The sequence below is a fragment of the Bacillus sp. PK6-16 genome (assembly GCF_056530295.1).
On the sequence record NZ_CP096511.1, the window covers coordinates 3,973,292 to 3,991,039 of the forward strand.

Annotated in this window: 16 protein-coding genes; 4 read left to right on the top strand and 12 right to left on the bottom strand. The window is 35.5% G+C overall.

Features of this window, described 5'->3' with window-relative positions:
- Positions 1 to 268: 268 nt before the first annotated feature.
- Genes M1D66_RS20365 through M1D66_RS20375 form a run of 3 tightly spaced genes read right to left on the bottom strand, consistent with a single transcriptional unit; the run spans position 269 to position 3,311 of the window.
- A complete protein-coding gene (locus M1D66_RS20365) occupies positions 269 to 1,669 on the bottom strand; it encodes a sensor histidine kinase (protein ID WP_044306956.1) in 1,401 nt (466 codons plus the stop codon).
- Positions 1,670 to 1,672: 3 nt separating this feature from the next.
- Positions 1,673 to 2,344 carry a response regulator transcription factor gene (locus M1D66_RS20370; protein ID WP_001046397.1) on the bottom strand — a complete coding sequence of 224 codons (672 nt, stop codon included), beginning with the start codon at positions 2,342 to 2,344 and terminating at the stop codon, positions 1,673 to 1,675.
- Positions 2,337 to 3,311 (bottom strand): YncE family protein, encoded by a 975-nt coding sequence (locus tag M1D66_RS20375; RefSeq protein ID WP_001234152.1) that lies wholly within the window; start codon positions 3,309 to 3,311, stop codon positions 2,337 to 2,339. Before M1D66_RS20375 ends, M1D66_RS20370 begins: the two co-directional genes overlap by 8 nt.
- Positions 3,312 to 3,438: 127 nt before the next feature.
- Between M1D66_RS20375 and M1D66_RS20380 the strand changes: the two genes are divergently transcribed.
- From M1D66_RS20380 to M1D66_RS20395, 4 genes are all read left to right on the top strand, one after another.
- A complete protein-coding gene (locus tag M1D66_RS20380) occupies positions 3,439 to 4,563 on the top strand; it encodes a CdaR family transcriptional regulator (RefSeq protein ID WP_116344942.1) in 1,125 nt (374 codons plus the stop codon).
- 117 nt (positions 4,564 to 4,680) lie between these two features.
- Positions 4,681 to 6,093, top strand: a complete 1,413-nt coding sequence (gene glcD / locus M1D66_RS20385) for a glycolate oxidase subunit GlcD (protein ID WP_061113680.1) — start codon at positions 4,681 to 4,683, stop codon at positions 6,091 to 6,093.
- Positions 6,090 to 7,418 carry a (Fe-S)-binding protein gene (locus tag M1D66_RS20390; protein WP_006917711.1) on the top strand — a complete coding sequence of 443 codons (1,329 nt, stop codon included), beginning with the start codon at positions 6,090 to 6,092 and terminating at the stop codon, positions 7,416 to 7,418. Before glcD ends, M1D66_RS20390 begins: the two co-directional genes overlap by 4 nt.
- 455 nt (positions 7,419 to 7,873) lie before the next feature.
- Entirely contained in the window at positions 7,874 to 8,701 is an 828-nt protein-coding gene (locus M1D66_RS20395; protein ID WP_000747599.1) for a CAP domain-containing protein, read from the top strand.
- Positions 8,702 to 8,741: 40 nt separating this feature from the next.
- Here M1D66_RS20395 and M1D66_RS20400 read toward each other — a convergent pair whose 3' ends face one another.
- The 9 genes from M1D66_RS20400 to potA form a co-directional block, all read right to left on the bottom strand.
- The gene (locus M1D66_RS20400; protein ID WP_006917704.1) at positions 8,742 to 9,353 is read right to left on the bottom strand and encodes a DUF1648 domain-containing protein; all 612 of its coding nucleotides are present in this window, start codon (positions 9,351 to 9,353) and stop codon (positions 8,742 to 8,744) included.
- Between the two features lie 91 nt (positions 9,354 to 9,444).
- Positions 9,445 to 10,368, bottom strand: a complete 924-nt coding sequence (locus tag M1D66_RS20405; protein ID WP_000448349.1) for an RluA family pseudouridine synthase — start codon at positions 10,366 to 10,368, stop codon at positions 9,445 to 9,447.
- Between the two features lie 100 nt (positions 10,369 to 10,468).
- The gene (locus tag M1D66_RS20410; protein WP_000490301.1) at positions 10,469 to 10,885 is read right to left on the bottom strand and encodes a hypothetical protein; all 417 of its coding nucleotides are present in this window, start codon (positions 10,883 to 10,885) and stop codon (positions 10,469 to 10,471) included.
- A gap of 101 nt (positions 10,886 to 10,986) precedes the next feature.
- On the bottom strand, positions 10,987 to 13,179 hold the full coding sequence (locus M1D66_RS20415; RefSeq protein WP_212126005.1) for an MMPL family transporter: 2,193 nt from the start codon (positions 13,177 to 13,179) through the stop codon (positions 10,987 to 10,989).
- A gap of 110 nt (positions 13,180 to 13,289) precedes the next feature.
- The gene (locus tag M1D66_RS20420; RefSeq protein WP_000727792.1) at positions 13,290 to 13,937 is read right to left on the bottom strand and encodes a phosphatase PAP2 family protein; all 648 of its coding nucleotides are present in this window, start codon (positions 13,935 to 13,937) and stop codon (positions 13,290 to 13,292) included.
- A gap of 59 nt (positions 13,938 to 13,996) precedes the next feature.
- Positions 13,997 to 15,046, bottom strand: a complete 1,050-nt coding sequence (gene potD / locus M1D66_RS20425) for a spermidine/putrescine ABC transporter substrate-binding protein PotD (protein WP_242554726.1) — start codon at positions 15,044 to 15,046, stop codon at positions 13,997 to 13,999.
- 38 nt (positions 15,047 to 15,084) lie between these two features.
- Positions 15,085 to 15,885: a spermidine/putrescine ABC transporter permease PotC gene (gene potC / locus M1D66_RS20430; RefSeq protein ID WP_242554727.1), complete on the bottom strand. Its 801-nt coding sequence runs from the start codon at positions 15,883 to 15,885 to the stop codon at positions 15,085 to 15,087.
- Between the two features lie 6 nt (positions 15,886 to 15,891).
- Entirely contained in the window at positions 15,892 to 16,740 is an 849-nt protein-coding gene (potB, locus tag M1D66_RS20435) for a spermidine/putrescine ABC transporter permease PotB (protein WP_000715500.1), read from the bottom strand.
- Entirely contained in the window at positions 16,737 to 17,720 is a 984-nt protein-coding gene (gene potA, locus M1D66_RS20440; protein WP_000720333.1) for a spermidine/putrescine ABC transporter ATP-binding protein PotA, read from the bottom strand. The genes potB and potA overlap by 4 nt, the downstream gene beginning before the upstream one ends.
- Between the last annotated feature and the right edge of the window lie 28 nt (positions 17,721 to 17,748).

Sequence of the window (17,748 nt, forward strand, 5' to 3'; positions counted from 1 at the left end):
AGAAGTACAAATGTTTTGTTCATAAAATAGTCAAATTTTCGATATTTATTACATATTAATTTATATTTTTACGTATAAAGTGAAACTTTAATCAGTGGGGGTTTTGTTCATCGCCCACTGATTATTAGCCCTCACGAATCGGACTTTTACGGGCAGCAGGGCCTCCACCTAACTTCTTTGCTTCCGTTGAATTTTGAGGTGAGGGTCTTACTGCCCGGCGAATATCGGGATAAATATTTTCTTCAATATAAAGAACATGTCCTAAAAATTAGAACATGCTCCCCTCATCCTGTACATTCAGTTTAATAATAACCGTTGTTCCCTTATCTTTTTCACTTTCAATTTTCCACTGTCCACCATGTATATGAACAATTTGTTTCACAATAGCAAGGCCTAAACCTGTTCCACCATGTTGACGACTTCTCGCTTTATCAACTCGGTAAAAGCGTTCTCCAAGATTCTCCAAATGTTCTATATCAATACCAATTCCTGTATCTTTTATTTTTAATTCACAGTAATCATCGATTTGCTCTAAAGTTATAACGATATTTCCTTTTTGATTTGTATACCGTATCGCATTATCTAACACATTATGAAGCACTTGTTGCATACGATCTTCATCAATCATGACAATGACCTCTGGATTTAAATTAGTTGAAATATGAATTTCCTTTTCTATAAACTTAATCTCATACGTATCTAATACGTCTTCAATCAGCTGTGAAAAAACGATAGGTTGCTTCTTTAACGGAAAGTGCTCACCTTCTAATTGTGCTAAGTCTAACAAGTCATGAACGAGACGCTGCATACGACCTGCTTCTTTATGAATTAGCTGCGTTACTTTTTCCTGTTGCGGTCCCTTTGCAACACCATCTAAAATAGCCTCGCTATACCCTTTTATATAACTAAGTGGTGTTCTAAGTTCATGCGAAACATTTGCTAAAAATTCCTTACGCTTTACATCTTCTGTTTCTAATGAATTTGCCATTTTATTAAATGCTTTTCCTAATCGTCCAATTTCATCCTCTGAAGAAACTGTAATCCGCTCCGAAAAATCTCCCGTAGCCAAATGATTTGCAACCCGCTCCATTTGCGAAAGTGGCTTCGTAATTGCAATTATAATTTTCCTTCCAACCCATATCGTAATTAAAATCATAGCAATTGCTAACGGTGCTAAAATAAGACCCATATCATAGATTAAATCTTTTATACTTTTTAAAGGAATATACGAATAGACAATTCCGACTAATTTTTTATTTTCCAATACAGGGATGACAACCCCCATAATATTACGGTCAAAATGTTCTTCATATCCTATTTTTGTCACAGTTTTCCCGTCTAATAGCGTTTGCCTATCTCCTTCACTTATAAGAGAATGATGATGCACATCAAAAGGCAAACATGCGCTTAAATCACGCGGATTAGACACGAAAATAACGTCTGAACTAGATATTTGATCAAACGATCTTACTTTCTCTTCAAAAGTTGATATTCCTTCACTCTTATCATATTGAGCAGCAAGACTTTTTCCTTCCATTACTAACGAAGCTTTTAAATTATCAACGTATAATTTTTCATACGAGTATAAAGATACGAAATAAAGAAAGGACACTGTTACACATACTGCACATACTACTGTAAGCCAAAGTTTTTGTACCATCGTAAACATACGTTACACCTCAAATTTATAGCCTACACCCCAAACAGTTTGAATGTAGTTTCCACTTTCTCCAAGCTTCAAGCGCATCGTTTTCACATGCGTATCTACCGTTCTTGTACTTCCGGCATAATCATATCCCCATACCTTTTCAAGTAATTGCTCCCGGCTAAATACTTGTCCTGTATGTTGGCAAAGAAAATATAATAAATCAAACTCTTTTACAGTAAGAGAAATCGACTCACCATCCGCCTCTATTCGTCTACTTTTTTCATTGATAAGAATTGGTCCAAATTGAATCTCTTCTTGCTGTTCTTGCTTTGTATATCTTCTTAGCACAGCTTCCATACGGGCAACCAATTCACCAGGACTAAACGGTTTTACAATATAGTCATCTGCTCCCATACGTAAGCCGTTCACCCTATTCCACTCTTCACCTTTTGCCGTTAAAAATATAATCGGCACATCTGACGTTTTTCTAATTTCTTTACAAACTGAAAGTCCATCCATTTCTGGCATCATTATATCTAATACAACGAAATCATAATGATCCGTTTCTAGTTTTTTAAGAGCCTCTTTTCCATTCTCAGCTTCTCCCCACTCATATCCAAAGTTATCCAAATACATTCCAACAAGCTGTCTCATATCACTTTCATCATCTACAACTAGCACTCTATATTTATTCATTGTCCTTCCCTTCCCTCTCTATGAGTTGAAACGGTCCTTTTCCGACTTTAATTGTTTGTTTTATTTTCAAATTCTTCATATCTATAACGCACACTTCATCACTATCATAACTGGCTACATACCCTTCTGCTCCGCTCTCAAAAAATGCAAATGGATTCGACCCTACTTCTACAGAAGCTATTTCTTTATATGTTCTAATATCAAACTTTCTAAGTGTATTCGACCCATGACTGAGTGCATATACGTACTTACTATCCCTCGTTATATTCACAGGCATAAATGGAGCGTGTAAAGAACGCACCATTTCTCCACTCTGTAAAGAATACACTAACACTTTCTCATTTACTTGATTTCCATCACCATGTCCGCCAATCCATATTTCTTTCCCATCAGGACTAATCGTCGCTCCTGTTGATGCTGGCGGAATCATAAAGGATTGAATAACTTCTTTTTTCTTCGTATCAATTGTCGTTAGTTTCGTATCATAAAAGTTTAGTACAGATAACCGATTCTGATACTCTACCATCGTTATAGGCCCTTTTCCTGTTGAAACATTTCCTGTCTCTTTCCCATTTATCGTAAAGAACCTTACCTTTTGAACATTTTGATCAGCAGCAAATAATTGTTTTTTATCTGCTGATACGACCACATTTACAATGCCCTTTCCAGTTTTATATTTTCCCACTTGCCTTCCTTCCGCTAGTGAATATACATACATATATTCTAATTGCTTACCGTATACAAGTATTTCATCGCCATTTGGAAGCAGTGTGATTCCGGCCATTGGCTCATTTAGTTCCCATGTCGTAATTAACTTTTTATCTTTTTTATCAATAAAACTAATGCTGCCTTCTTTTATATTCGTAGTTATAATAACATTTTTATCTTTAGCAATTGGTGTATATGAACTTCCTTGACACCCTACTAGTAGAAATAAAAAACAGAGAAGAAAAACATACTTTCTCAAAAGATTCCCTCCATCTTCGGATGATTTCGTTATAATTGTAAAATAACAAATAAATGTGTGGAAAGTGTGAAATTTCCCTTTCTTACTCAATTTACATATATAATGTACAACAAATAGAATTTGAGGTGTGTCAATTATGCTATTTCCTGATTTAGCGAATAAAATTGTACGAGAAGTACGCAGACTAATTACAGAAAATATTATTATCATTAATATAGAAGGCGTTATTATCGCAAGTACAGATACAGAAAGAATTGGTCAATTTCATGAAGGTGCACTCCGCTGTGCCAAACAAAAGAAAACCGTCATCATTACAAAAGAAGATGAAAGGCGATTGCAAGGTGTAAAGGCTGGGATGAATCTTCCTTTATTATTTCATGATGAAGTAATTGGTGTCATTGGAATTACAGGAGAACCTGAAAATATTTCACGCTACGGAGAAATATTGCGTAAGATGACCGAATTATTAATTCATGAAAACTACTTTTTAGAGCAACTAGAACTTGAGCACCGTTCTTATGAAGCTTTTGTCTTTGATTGGCTTCAAAATACAGAGTGGTCTCCAAGTTTTCTTGATCGCGCCAAAACACTTGGCATTGATTTATATAAGAAAAAACAACTTATTTTGTTTTCTATTGGCAAAAATGACACGATGCTCCAGCGTAAAATATGGCAACACATACGTAATATTTTAACAAAAGAGCATCTATTTGTTCGCTGGGGAAATGATCGTTTTATTTTATTTACAGCGATGAGCTCCAAAGAACAAACTTATCAATTTTTAAAACGGTTAAAACAAGACTGCGAAACTTTATTTTCTATTCCTTTATATATAGGGATTGGACAAACAGTTACCCCAAACAATATGAGCATATGTTACGAACAAGCATTACGCGCCCTTTCTGTATCATTGGAGACGAAAAAAATTGTATTTAATGAAGATTTACGTTTAGAAATGTGTTTACAAGATATTTCTGTCGAAACGCGTGAACAATTTCTAGAGCGTACCATCGAAAACTTATTATCATTTCCTGAGCTTATGCAAACTTTACGCTTATTTATCGATTATAACCAATCTTATAAACAGACGGCTAAACAATTACATATACACATTAACACATTACATTACAGGCTAAAAAAGATTGAAGAACATACAGGACTTGATCCAAAACAATTCAAAGACTTAAACGTTTTGTACTTCGCACTTCTCCTATTAGATAATTATACAAAAAAGAATGATAAAACAGATTAATCTTTAGATGATTATACATAGAAAGAATCCCTCGACTTTTTTATCATTATAATGAAAGCACTGTTACCACGTTGTTTATTATAACTAAACACGTTAACAGTTTGAGGGGGATTTCCAATGTTAGACAAACAAATTATTCATTCATTCGTATCTATTGTTGGCGAAGATAATGTAGATACATCCAATATGGGGCGTTTAACTTATAGTTATGATGCCACTCCAAACTTCCAAGCAATGCCTGATGCAGTCATTGCTCCTCGTAATACAAATGAAGTAGCTGAAGTGTTAAAAGTATGTAACACTCACAAAATCCCTGTGTATGTGCGCGGGTCTGGAACAAATCTTTGCGCAGGAACATGTCCACTTGAAGGCGGTATCGTCCTTATTTTCCGCCATATGAACAATATTTTAGAAATTGATGAAGAAAACTTAACAATTACTGTACAAGCTGGTGTCATTACACTTGATATTATTAAAGCGGTAGAAGAAAAAGGTTTATTTTATCCACCAGATCCAAGCTCGATGAAAATTTCTACAATCGGCGGTAATATTAATGAAAACTCAGGTGGATTACGCGGTTTGAAATATGGCGTAACACGTGATTATGTAATGGGGCTTGAACTTGTCTTACCAAATGGCGATATTATTCGCACTGGTGGTAAATTAGCAAAAGATGTAGCTGGTTACGATTTAACTCGTTTATTTATCGGTTCTGAAGGAACACTTGGCGTGGTAACAGAAGCTATATTAAAACTTGTTCCTATGCCTGAAACAAAGAAAACAATGCTTGCACTATATGAAGATATTAATGAAGCTGCACGTGCTGTTTCTTCTATTATTGCAAATAAAATCATTCCAGCAACACTGGAGTTTTTAGACCAACCGACAATTGAAGTAGTAGAAGCGTTTGCACAAATCGGTTTACCTACAGATGTAAAAGCAATTTTATTAATCGAGCAAGACGGTCCGCCCGAAGTAGTCAATCGAGATATTGAAAAAATGGCTAACGTTTGTCACTCTATGAATGCGGTTGATGTTCGCGTTGCAAAAGGTGAAACAGAAGCAGATGCGCTTCGTACCGCTCGTCGTAGTGCTCTATCAGCGCTCGCACGATTAAAACCTACTACAATATTAGAAGATGCGACTGTACCACGTTCACAAATCGCTCCGATGGTTGAAGCTATTAATGCCATTGCAAAAAAATATAATATTCCTATTTGTACGTTTGGACATGCTGGTGATGGTAATTTACATCCAACTTGTATGACAGACGCTCGTAATGCAGAAGAAATGCACCGAGCTGAGCAAGCTTTTGCCGAAATATTTGCGAAAGCAATTGAACTTGGTGGCACAATTACTGGTGAACATGGTGTTGGTGCAATGAAAGCTCCATATTTAGAAATGAAATTAGGTAAAGAAGGTATTGCAGCTATGCAAGGAATAAAGCAAGCTTTCGATCCAAATAACATTATGAATCCTGGAAAAATGTTCGCGAAAGACACTCGAAAAAGAGTGGTGGTTGAGCGATGACCACATTAAATAAAGAAAATATTCAAAAAGAATTTAAAGAACGATTAAGTGAAGATGAATTACTAAACTGTATGCGATGCGGTTTTTGTTTACCTACTTGTCCTACCTACATTCAATCCGGATATAAAGAGTCACATTCACCGCGCGGACGTATTGCATTAATGAAAGCAGTCGTTGATGGTTTAATCGAACCAGATGAAGATGTTGAAAATACATTAAACGTTTGTCTTGGTTGCCGTGCTTGTGAGCCTGTTTGTCCATCTGGTGTAAATTATGGACATTTATTAGAAGAAGCTCGTGATATTATTAATCAAAATAAAAAATTCTCAGTGCCAGTGAAAGCTGTTCGAAAAGTCGTTTTTGAAGGATTATTCCCCCATCAAAATCGAATGAGAACATTAACTGGACTAATCGGATTTTATCAACGTTCTGGTTTACAAACGCTAACACATAAAACAGGGATTATGAAGTTATTCCCTGAAACCCTTGCAACGATGGATCTCGTTTTACCAAAAGTCCCTAAAATGAAAGCGATGAAAGATCGTCCTTCATTTTTACCTGCAGAAAGTACAAAGAAAAAACAAGTTGCATTCTTTACAGGCTGCTTAATGGATACGATGTTTTTAGAAACAAATAATGCAACGATGAAACTTCTTCAATTAGCTGGTTGTGATATCGTTATTCCGAAAACACAAAGTTGCTGCGGTGCATTGCATGGACATGCTGGTGAAAAGAGTGGAGCAAAAGAATTAGCAAAGCGAAATATAAAAGCATTCGAAAATTTAAACATCGATTATATTATTACGAATGCAGGTGGTTGCGGGGCTTATCTTGTAGACTATGATTATCTTTTAAAGGATGATCCGGATTGGGCTGAACGTGCTAAGCAGTTTGTTTCTAAAATTAAAGATATTACTGCTATACTAGTAGAACTAGACTTCCATAAGCGAACTGACTTACGACTCACGCCGCAGGTTATTACGTATCAAGACTCTTGTCATTTACGCAATGTTATGCGCACATCTTCTGAACCTCGTATGTTACTAGAGGCTATCCAAGGTGCAACATATCGAGAAATGAAAGATGCCGACCGCTGCTGTGGCTCTGCTGGTATTTACAATATTGTTCATTCAGAGTTATCAATGGAATTTCTAGATTACAAAATGGACCGTGTGCATGAAACAGAAGCAGCAACCATTGTTACTGCAAATCCAGGTTGTTTATTACAAATGAAATTGGGCATTGAGCGAGAAGGGCTTTCTCATAAAATGAGAGGAATTCACATTGTGGATTTATTATTAGAAGCAATTGAAACTAACTCGTAACATACGTAATAATAGGAAAACGGCTATCTCCTTCGTCTATGTAAAGAGATAGCCGCTTTTTTGTCTGCTACAACATTAAAAATATGTTACTTTATTATAAAAAAGAACAACAGAAACATTACAGTTTTGTAAAAATCAATCCATTATATTCCTCAAAAAATCGTTCAAACCATTGATACAATAGGATTCTTCATTTTCTATTTAGGTAACTTTATCCAAAAATCCCCTCTTAAAACCAAGTATAAAAACACTATAAATTCCTTTTATACTCTATATTTCTCTTATTTTTACTCCCTTCTTCTCTTAGGATAAATTAGGTAATTTTAAAGTCTATGAATTTTTTTCCATCTTTTTTCTCGCAAATTGTATGCTACGATGAATTTGTCAGTCAGACAGGCTGTCAAAAACAAATCGTGTGAAAACAAATTAAAACTTTATATAGGGGGACACACATCATGAAAAAGCGTGTTTTATTATCTGTAGCTGCTGCAACAGCTCTTACTTTAGGAGTATCTTCTCTAGATGCACAAGCTGCAACAGTACAACCATCTAACGTAAAGGTTCAAAATATTCAGCATTCAAAAGTAATGATGAAACAAATGAGCCAACAAGAATTACAAGCATTCTTACAATCTATGGGAGTTGAATCATTAGCACAATGGCAACAAGGAAACTTCCAACCAAACTGCTTCATTCCTGGTCAACAACCTACTGAAAATGTTGTAACTGAGCAACCAACAGCTAAGCCAGAAACTCAAAAGCCAGTTGAGCAAAAACCTGTCGAGCAAAAGCCTGCTGAAGAAGTTCAAAAACCAGAAGCTCAAAAGCCTGCTGAAAACAACAATACTCAAAAACCAGCTGAGCAAAAACCAGCTGAGCAAAAGCCTGCTGAAGAAGCAAAATCTTTAAGCGAGTTTGAACAACGTGTTGTTGAATTAACAAACGCTGAGCGTGCAAAACAAGGCTTACCAGCACTAAAAATCGATACTGAATTAAGCAAAGTAGCACGTATTAAGTCTGAAGATATGCAAAAAAACAACTACTTTGATCATAACAGCCCTACATACGGGTCTCCGTTTGACATGATGAAGAAATTTGGTATTTCTTATACATCTGCAGGTGAAAACATCGCTCAAGGTCAACGTACACCTGAAGAAGTAGTACAAGCTTGGATGAACAGCGCTGGACACCGTGCAAACATCTTAAATAACGGCTTCACTCACATCGGTGTTGGTTATGTAGAAAGCGGCAACTACTGGACACAACAATTTATTACGAAGTAAATAGATTAAAAGAGTCTTCTCATAATGAGAAGACTCTTTTTTAAGTTTCATAGCTTTCTATTATGTATGAATAGAAAATATATAACATAAACAACATAGATCCACAGCTTATTACACTAAGCAATACATAAAATCCCCACTCTAAGTTCAAAAACAATGAAAACAATATGCCACATGCCATCACTTGAAAAATCCGTCTACTCACTAAACAAATTTTTTGTAATTTAATTGGATCTTTTTCTTTTTCTTTGCCTTTTATTTTCTTAAATTCTTTACTCAGCATAAAAAGAAACATACTAATCCCAATCGTTAATCCTGTTTGAAAGGATATCAAATCCCCAAAATTAATAAAGAGGATAAGCGTATGAATAAACAACATAAATAACGTAATTTTCTTTATAAATCCGCCTATAATACCATGCTCTCTTTCATTAAACTTAAATATATTATGTGAAATAATATACAAAAATCCATATGAAAAAATAATAAAACAGGGAATAAATGCTACAACGACTTGTTTACTCATAAACTCGTTTGGCTGACCATTTACATTCCAATGTACTGCCATACGATTTGGTAAATAGGGATAGAGAAATAGAGTAAGTAAAAGACAAGCGAAAAATATTCCCAGTACATACTTATATTTAATCAAGTGATTCTCACCTCTCTTTTCTCTTAACGGCTTCGCTTCTTTTAGAGAAATCCCTGCAAAAATCTACTTTTTTCAAGTTAAAACTTATACTTTACGCATTTTCTTTTTGAAATTCTTTTATTTTATTATTTAACTTTGTAGGAAACGGCACATCAACTTCAATCGCTTCTTTCGTAATTGGATGCAAGAAATTTATCTTCATCGCATGCAATGCTTGACTGGACATATATTTTGTTTGTCCACCATATAATACATCCCCAACTAATGGATTACCATTATGACTCATATGAACACGAATTTGATGTGTTCTACCCGTTTCTAATTGTAACGTTACGAAAGTCGTGTTTTGCTTCTTAAAATACTTTTCTACTTTATAATATGTGATAGCTTGGTCACCTTTTGGAGAAATACGACGCCTTGTAGCATGATGGCGATCCCTTCCGATAGCAGCATCAATCTTTCCTTTTTTCTTCTTTACTTTCCCTTCAACGAGCGCTGCGTACGTTCTTTTAATTTTTCTTTCCATTAATAAGCGATCCATAATTGAACCAGCAATTCTATGCTTAGCAAACACGACACCACCTGTCGTATCTTTATCTAGACGATGAATATGACGCACCTTGGTCTCTAAACCTTGCATTTGAAAATGAAAAGCAACAAGATTTGCAAGCGTCCCGGTTCCACCTTTTTCAGCAGGGTGCGTGTCCATTTGCTCTGGTTTATTTACGATAAGTACGTGATCATCTTCGTATACTACATGTAATTCACCATATTCTGGATCTACACCGTACTCTTCCTCCGCAAACATATGGACTTGTAACTTATCGTTCTCTTTTAAAAGCTCATTCCATCTTCTTTGTTCCCCGTTAACCGTAACACCTTTTTCCATACGAAGCTGATGTAATAGCTTTTTCGGTATTTCCCATTCTACTTTTAATACCGATTCAATACTTATACCATTCCATTTAGCTGGAACGGTAATTTCACACCATTCACCCTTTTTCTTTGTTTCCATACTGTTTATCACCTTATTTCTATTGATTCTCTCATTGTAACGGAAAACACACTTTGATGCACCGTCAAAAATAGAGGACAGTCTTATAATAGACTGCCCCTCAAGCTCTAAGTCTTTTCATTTCTAACAATACTTCTTCAGCTTTTTGTTCATACGATAAATCTTTAAAGAAATCCGCCAACCTTTTATAATCATTGTAAGCATCTAATAAATCGTCCATCTTTTCTATTTTCATCACTTGTTGTTTTTGTTTCATTTTTACTGGATAGCGATAACCTGATACTTCTTGTATTTTGTAATACTCATCCTCTACTTGAACGACCTTTACAAGTTCTTCCTCTTCTGCATCCATCGTATACCCGTCAAATTCTCTAAGTAGTTCATAAATGATATGAGTCCATTCATCTTTTGGATAAAACCCTTTTTCTAACCGATAACCGACAATGCGATACATATGCCCATCGTTCTCGGCAAACTGTACTGTATCATTTAACTTAAACTTAAAATAACGAAACATTGCCTTCACCTACTCATTATGTAATGTTCTTATCACATACTATTTGCAAAATGTAGGCTTTGCTATTCATAAAAAATGCTCATCATATTGATGAGCATTTTTTATGATGCTTTTTCTCTTTTTTTTCGAAATGGTAACCACCAGTTCCAGTCTCCAAATAACTTCATTAAGCTTGGTACGAGCATAAGACGAATAATTGTTGCATCAAGAAATATTGCTAATGCAACGCCAAGACCCATCTGCTTTACTGGTAAAATATCAGTAAATGCGAATGCACCAGTTACGACAATCATTATTAAAGCAGCTGATGTAATAATTCTACTTGTTGAAACGAGCCCTTCTAACGTTGCTTGATCGTTATCTCCTGTTTCTTCATAGAGCTCATGAATACGTGAAATAAGAAATACTTCATAATCCATACTAAGCCCAAATACGAGGCCAAAAATGAAGATTGGTAAGACAAACAGAACCGGACTTGCTTCTAAACCGAAATGACCACCTTCAAATAACCAAACAACAATTCCAATGGTTGCACTTAAACTAAGTATATTCATAACAATTGCCTTAATTGGAATGAGTATAGATCGGAATGCAAATAATAATATAACAAAGGTCGATCCAAATATAACAGACATACCAATTACAACTTTATCTTTAATTTCATCTTCTAATTCTTGTTGAAACGTCGTCATTCCGCCTAGATAATACGTAACATCCGTTTCTTTATAGTTCTTTTTAAAGTCACGTACCCACTGTTTTGCAGTCTCTGTACGTGGTTTTGTTTTCAAAAAGATTTCTATCGTCGTCTTATTCCCTTGCGTGTATGCTTCAAATACAGGAGTTAGTTTCGCTGATTCTGGCGACTGCAACATTCCAACAACTTGATCTGCTTTCATTCCAGTTAACCCGTCGTATAAACTTCTTACTTCATGTACTTTCTTATCATCTTTTAACTTTTGAACGACTTCTTCTATCTTTTGTAGACTTTCTTTTTCTTTCATATCTTTTTTCGTCTCTACAACTAATGTAACATCAGCGTGTGTTTTGACAGTTTCATTAAATGCTTCTTCATACTTTTCATATGCAATCCTTGTATCACTCTTTTCAGGTAAAGCTTCAACACCAGGGAACTGCAAATTAGCTGTACGTAACGGTAATAAGCAAATAACAATAAATGTTGTAACAACAATAATCATTGCAATTGGATGTTTCATCACAAATTGTGCAAATTTACGCCATGCTTTTGCCGGCGTATGTGCTACTTGATTCTTTTTTAATATTCTTTTACCGATTAACGATAATAGTGCTGGAAGAAGTGTGAGTGAGAATAAAATACTCATAATGACAACAATCATTCCGCTAATCGCGACAGATTGAATATAATCTATCTTAAAGAAAAACAAACCGGATAACCCAACAAATACGCATAATCCTGAAAATACAATCGCACGTCCTGCCGTTTGATATGTAATTGCTATCGCTTCTTTTACCGTTCGTTTAGCAACTTCCTCTCGAAAACGGTTCACAAATAATAGCGCAAAATCAATAGATAATGCAAGTCCAATCATCGGTGCAACGTTTAACACGAAAATAGATAGTTCTTTATCAACACCGATGAAATACAATATACCCATCGTACTAATAACACTAAGCGCCCCATTCAAAATCGGTAAAATTGATGCCAAAAGACTACCAAACGAAAATAGTAATACAAGAAACGCAATTGGTAATCCAATCATCTCTGCTACTTTTAAATCATTTTGCGTTCTTTCATTAATCTCTTGATTAATTTTCGGAAACCCTGTAGGTGTTACTTTTAATGCTATATTACTTTCTTTCTCAATCTCATCAGCAAATTGTAATGTCTTTTCCATTCGTTCCTTATTTGTTTTCCCGGAAAATAAAATTGTCGCATAGCCGATGTCATCTTGTAGCATTTCTTTATTTTGGATTGGGTGATGGAAAGATTCATAGTTCTCTTTCTCTTGAACATTCTTTACAATTTCATTTATTCGCTTTTTAAATTCCTCATGCGAAGCATCTTTATTTTTCTCAAAAACGAGCAGCAGCGTATCTTGAGACTTCTTAAAATCTTTATCTAAAATTTCTTTCGTTTTTTGATAGTCGCCTTCCGTTTGGAAACCGTCACCACCTAATACTCCCGGTAGCTTTGGAGCAAAAATCCCAAGTGCGATTGCGAGCAACAGTAACGCTACAATTACTGTATAACGAAACTGATACAAAAAGGCTCCTAACTTCCCCCACTTATCAACTTTATGTACATTTGTCTTCACACATTTTCACCTACTTTACATAATTCAATTGTCACTTATACTGTATCACATCTTGATATAAACAAAAAACGTCTGGAAAAACTATAATAATAGTTTTTCCAGACGTTTTTCTATCTCTCTTTATTAAGCCCTAATCTCTCAGTAAGTAAACGATGGTAGTAAATCGCGATAATTAACAAAATACCACCTACGCAGTAACCAGCTAAAATATCAGTTGGGTAATGTACATTTAAAATGACTCTACTTAATCCAATCGATAGAATTACTATACCCATCAAAATCGTTGTGACACATTTCCCAGCTACGCTTTTCAAATTAGCAGCAATGATATAAGTAAGAAATCCAAATGTCATAATCGATAACATTGCATGTCCACTAGGAAAACTATATCCAAGTGCATCTAGCGCTTCATTTAATGACGGACGTTCTCTCTTTACAATCTCTTTTATCCCTTTATTCACAAGATGTGTTATTAAAATTCCCATTGGATATACAATCATCGCAGCATAATAACGCTTCTTCCAAAAAACAAGCAAACTTATAACGAGCGTAGCGACTATCCCAATTGCTGATCCCAATTTTGTAAAGTACGAGAAAAATGTAAGAGAACTTTCCGTTTGTAGCCCTCTTACTAATCCACGGACATATGTATCCATCACTGTAACGCCACCTGCATGTACGCGCCAAGCAACAATACCAAATACAGCAAATAACAAACCGATACACATTACCTCATACTGATGTAACTTCTTCTTCAAACGATTTCCTCCTACTATGAAAAAATGCGATTTCTACTTTAGAAACCGCATTTCCTTGCTTATTTACCTTTTGTTTTTAGCTCTGTCCAGTAACGATCATAGTCTTTTAACTTATCGTCTACATCAACAAGCCATTCTGTACGATCTAACTCTTCTTTCGTTAAGAAAATCATGTGATTATCACGGTATTCTTTACTATGAAGAGGATGAGCTTTTTCATTTGGATTACTGTAACCAATTGACTCGTAGTTTTTCACACTTACTTTTTCATCTAGTAAGTAGTTCATAAATTTCTCAGCAAGCTCTTTATGTTTTGCACCTTTTGGAATTGCTAACGTATCAGCCCAAATTGTACCGCCTTCTTTTGGTACAACATATTCTACATCTTTATTATCTTTTGCGATAAATGCTGCATCTCCAGACCAAACTGTTCCGATCCAAGCATCTTCTGTAATGAATTTTTGTTTAATGTTATCTGTATCAAATGCTAATAAGTTTGGAAGCAGCTTCTTTAAATCATCTGCTGCTGTCTTTAATTGTGCATCGTCTTTCGTACTGTTTGAGAACCCATGCTTCTTAAGACCCACTCCTAATACTTCACGAGAATCGTTCAGTAACGTTATATGTCCTTTATATTTCTCATTCCATAAGTCCGCCCAGCTTGTAGGTGCTTCTTTCACATACTTTTTATTGTATGCAATCCCTGTTACACCCCAAGTGTACACTAAAGAATATTTATTCTCTGGATCAAACGCAGGTGTTTTAAAATTAGAAACCATATTTTCGATATTCGGGATATTCTTTTTATCTAACGGAGCTAATAAGTCCATTTTCGCCATTGTTTTAACCATGTAATCCGACGGCTGAATTAAGTCATACTTTGCGCCACCAGCTTGTAATTTCGCAAGCATTTCTTCATTACTTGCGTACTTGTCATAGTTAATTTTCACATTATACTTCTTTTCAAAATCTTTTAGCACTTGCTCATCAAAATTGTCAGCCCAACTATAAATATTTAATTCTTCTTTCTTTTCACCACAACCAGCAAGCACACCAGCAACAAGGCTAAAGCTAATTGCTGCGCCAGCTATTCTTTTCATTAATTTCATCGGTTTATTACCCCCTTGTACTTTCTATATCGTTCGTATTATAAAGGAAGGTGTCCTCCAGAGTTTTCTTCACCATCTGCACCTTTGTTCCGGAAGATTTCAGATAGAACCATTAATCCTACGATAGCAACAATTAAAATTGTAGAAAGAGCATTAATTTCTGGTGATACTCCGCGCTTAACCATACTGTAAATGTATAGTGGCAATGTTGTTGATCCTGGTCCTGATACGAAGAAACTAATTACAAAATCATCAATTGATAATGTGAATGTTAATAATGCTGCCGAAATAACTCCCGGTGCAATTGCTGGGAACGTTACATAACGAAACGTTTGCCAAGGTGTTGCTCCTAGATCATTTGCAGCTTCTTCTAAGTCACGTCCCATACTTGAAAGACGCGCAGCTAAAATAACAACAACAAACGAAATACTAAATGTAATATATGCAATAATAATCGTTGTTTGTCCAAGTTCCATTCCTAACTGACTGAAAAGAATTAGTAAAGATAATCCCATTAAAATATCAGGAATTAAAATTGGTAAATATACAAGGCCATTAATAGCCCCTTCGAAACGATATTTATAACGATGTAAAGCAATTGCAAAGAATACACCAAGTACCGTTGTCACAATCGTTGTTATAACTGCAATCGTAATACTATTTACAAATGCATCAATAACATCTTGTTTTTGAAATAAATCTGTATACCAATGGAATGTAAAACCTTCCCACTCCGCATTAATGCGAGAGTCGTTGAAAGAATAGACCATTAAAACCATCATTGGAAAATACAAGAATAACAAAATTAACCAAGAATAAGAAACTAAAAACTTCTTCATCTTTGCCTATTCCCCTCCGTTCTCATTATATTTATATACTTTCGTTGCACGATAATATAAGTAAATTAACAGAACAGAGAATAGAACAACGATAATCGATAACGCAGATCCAAACGGCCAGTCACGTGCACCTAAGAATTGATTTTGAATAACGTTTCCGATTAATGCTACTTTCGATCCGCCCATCACGTCTGATACAACAAACATTCCGATAGAAGAAACGAATACTAAAATAGAACCAGTCGCAATTCCTGACATCGTCATCGGCACTGTTATATTCCAAAATGCCTTTATTGGTGTTGCTCCTAAATCATAAGCCGCTTCTAGCTTACGCTTATCCAGCTGCTCAATTGCTGCATACACTGGTAAAATCATAAATGGTAATAAAGAATAGACCATTCCGAGTATTACAGAAGGAGTATTATATAATAAATTTAACGGTTCACTAATAATGCCAAGCTTTAATAACAACGTATTCACAAGACCTTGTGAACGTAAAATAACAATCCATGCGTATGAACGAACAAGAAAGTTAATCCAAAACGGGATCGTTGCCAATAATAAAAGAATAGAGCGGTATTTGCGGTCAACAATTGTAATTGTATACGCAAACGGATAACCAATTAATAAACATATTACTGTTGTAATAACTGCGATCTTAACAGTTTCCCATAACGTTCCTAAGTACAATGGATCAAATACACGGGATATATTCTCCAGCGTAAATTGCATTTCTACTGTCCCGTAAGCTCCGCGCTGCATGAAGGCGAATCCTAATACGAATACGAGCGGGATTAGGAAGAAAATTAACAGCCACGCGACTGTAGGTAGTGCGAGTAATTTCCCTTTTTTCAATTTAAGGTCACCTCGTCCTCTTGCTCCCAGCCTACATATACATTATCTCCAATGCTCCACTGCGCTGCCTCTTCAGCAGTTTGATATGCCATTAGTAATTCTGATGTTTTCTCATCACGTACATAAAGCTTCTCCATATTTCCGACAAACTCAATATCTTCAATATGTCCAAGATGGTATTCTTTTAAAATTGGTTCTTCAACCGAACGTACTTTTACATTTTCAGGGCGAATTGCTACATAGCCTTCCCCGTTCTTCACAATATTATTTTCACCGATGAATGTCGCAACGAACAATGTTTTCGGCTTATTATAAATTTCTTTCGGCGTTCCGATTTGTTCGATATGTCCTTTATTCATAACGACAATACGATCGCTCATGCTCATTGCTTCTTCTTGATCGTGCGTTACGTATATGAACGTAATTCCTAAATTACGTTGTAAGTTTTTCAATTCACGTTGCAAGTCTTTTCGTAACTTAAAGTCAAGCGCTCCAAGTGGCTCATCTAATAGTAATACACGCGGATTATTTACAATCGCTCTTGCAATTGCAACACGCTGCTGTTGTCCACCAGAAAGCTTCGCAGGTTTACGATTACGGAACTCAAGTAACTGCGTTAAACGCATTGCCTCTTCAGCACGCTCTTTCTGCTCTGCTGCTGATACTTTCTGCATTTTCATACCAAAACAAATATTCTTCTCTACTGTCATATGTGGGAATAGTGCGTAATGTTGGAACACTAGGTTCATATGACGCTTATATGGCGGCAAATCGTTAATTCTTTCATCATCTAATAAAAGATTCCCTTTAGTTGGAGTTTCAAATCCTGCGATCATACGAAGTAAAGTCGTTTTCCCGCAGCCACTCGGCCCTAAAATTGTTAAAAACTCTCCCTCTTTAATATCTAAAGAAAGAGGTGGGATAATCACTTGATTTCCAAAATGTTTTTCAACTGCTTCAACTTTAATAATCTTTTTCATTTTCCCGTCCTATCTACCTTAAATTTTA

Bases quoted from the DNA above. Each gene is read 5' to 3' on its own strand.
- M1D66_RS20410 (WP_000490301.1), bottom strand. From the start codon at position 10,885: ATGTTTCGTTATTTTAAGTTTAAGTTAAATGATACAGTACAGTTTGCC.
- M1D66_RS20405 (WP_000448349.1), bottom strand. From the start codon at position 10,368: ATGGAAACAAAGAAAAAGGGTGAATGGTGTGAAATTACCGTTCCAGCT.
- potD (WP_242554726.1), bottom strand. From the start codon at position 15,046: ATGAAATTAATGAAAAGAATAGCTGGCGCAGCAATTAGCTTTAGCCTT.
- M1D66_RS20390 (WP_006917711.1), top strand. From the start codon at position 6,090: ATGACCACATTAAATAAAGAAAATATTCAAAAAGAATTTAAAGAACGA.
- potC (WP_242554727.1), bottom strand. From the start codon at position 15,885: ATGAAGAAGTTTTTAGTTTCTTATTCTTGGTTAATTTTGTTATTCTTG.
- potA (WP_000720333.1), bottom strand. From the start codon at position 17,720: ATGAAAAAGATTATTAAAGTTGAAGCAGTTGAAAAACATTTTGGAAAT.
- M1D66_RS20370 (WP_001046397.1), bottom strand. From the start codon at position 2,344: ATGAATAAATATAGAGTGCTAGTTGTAGATGATGAAAGTGATATGAGA.
- M1D66_RS20395 (WP_000747599.1), top strand. From the start codon at position 7,874: ATGAAAAAGCGTGTTTTATTATCTGTAGCTGCTGCAACAGCTCTTACT.
- M1D66_RS20365 (WP_044306956.1), bottom strand. From the start codon at position 1,669: ATGTTTACGATGGTACAAAAACTTTGGCTTACAGTAGTATGTGCAGTA.
- glcD (WP_061113680.1), top strand. From the start codon at position 4,681: ATGTTAGACAAACAAATTATTCATTCATTCGTATCTATTGTTGGCGAA.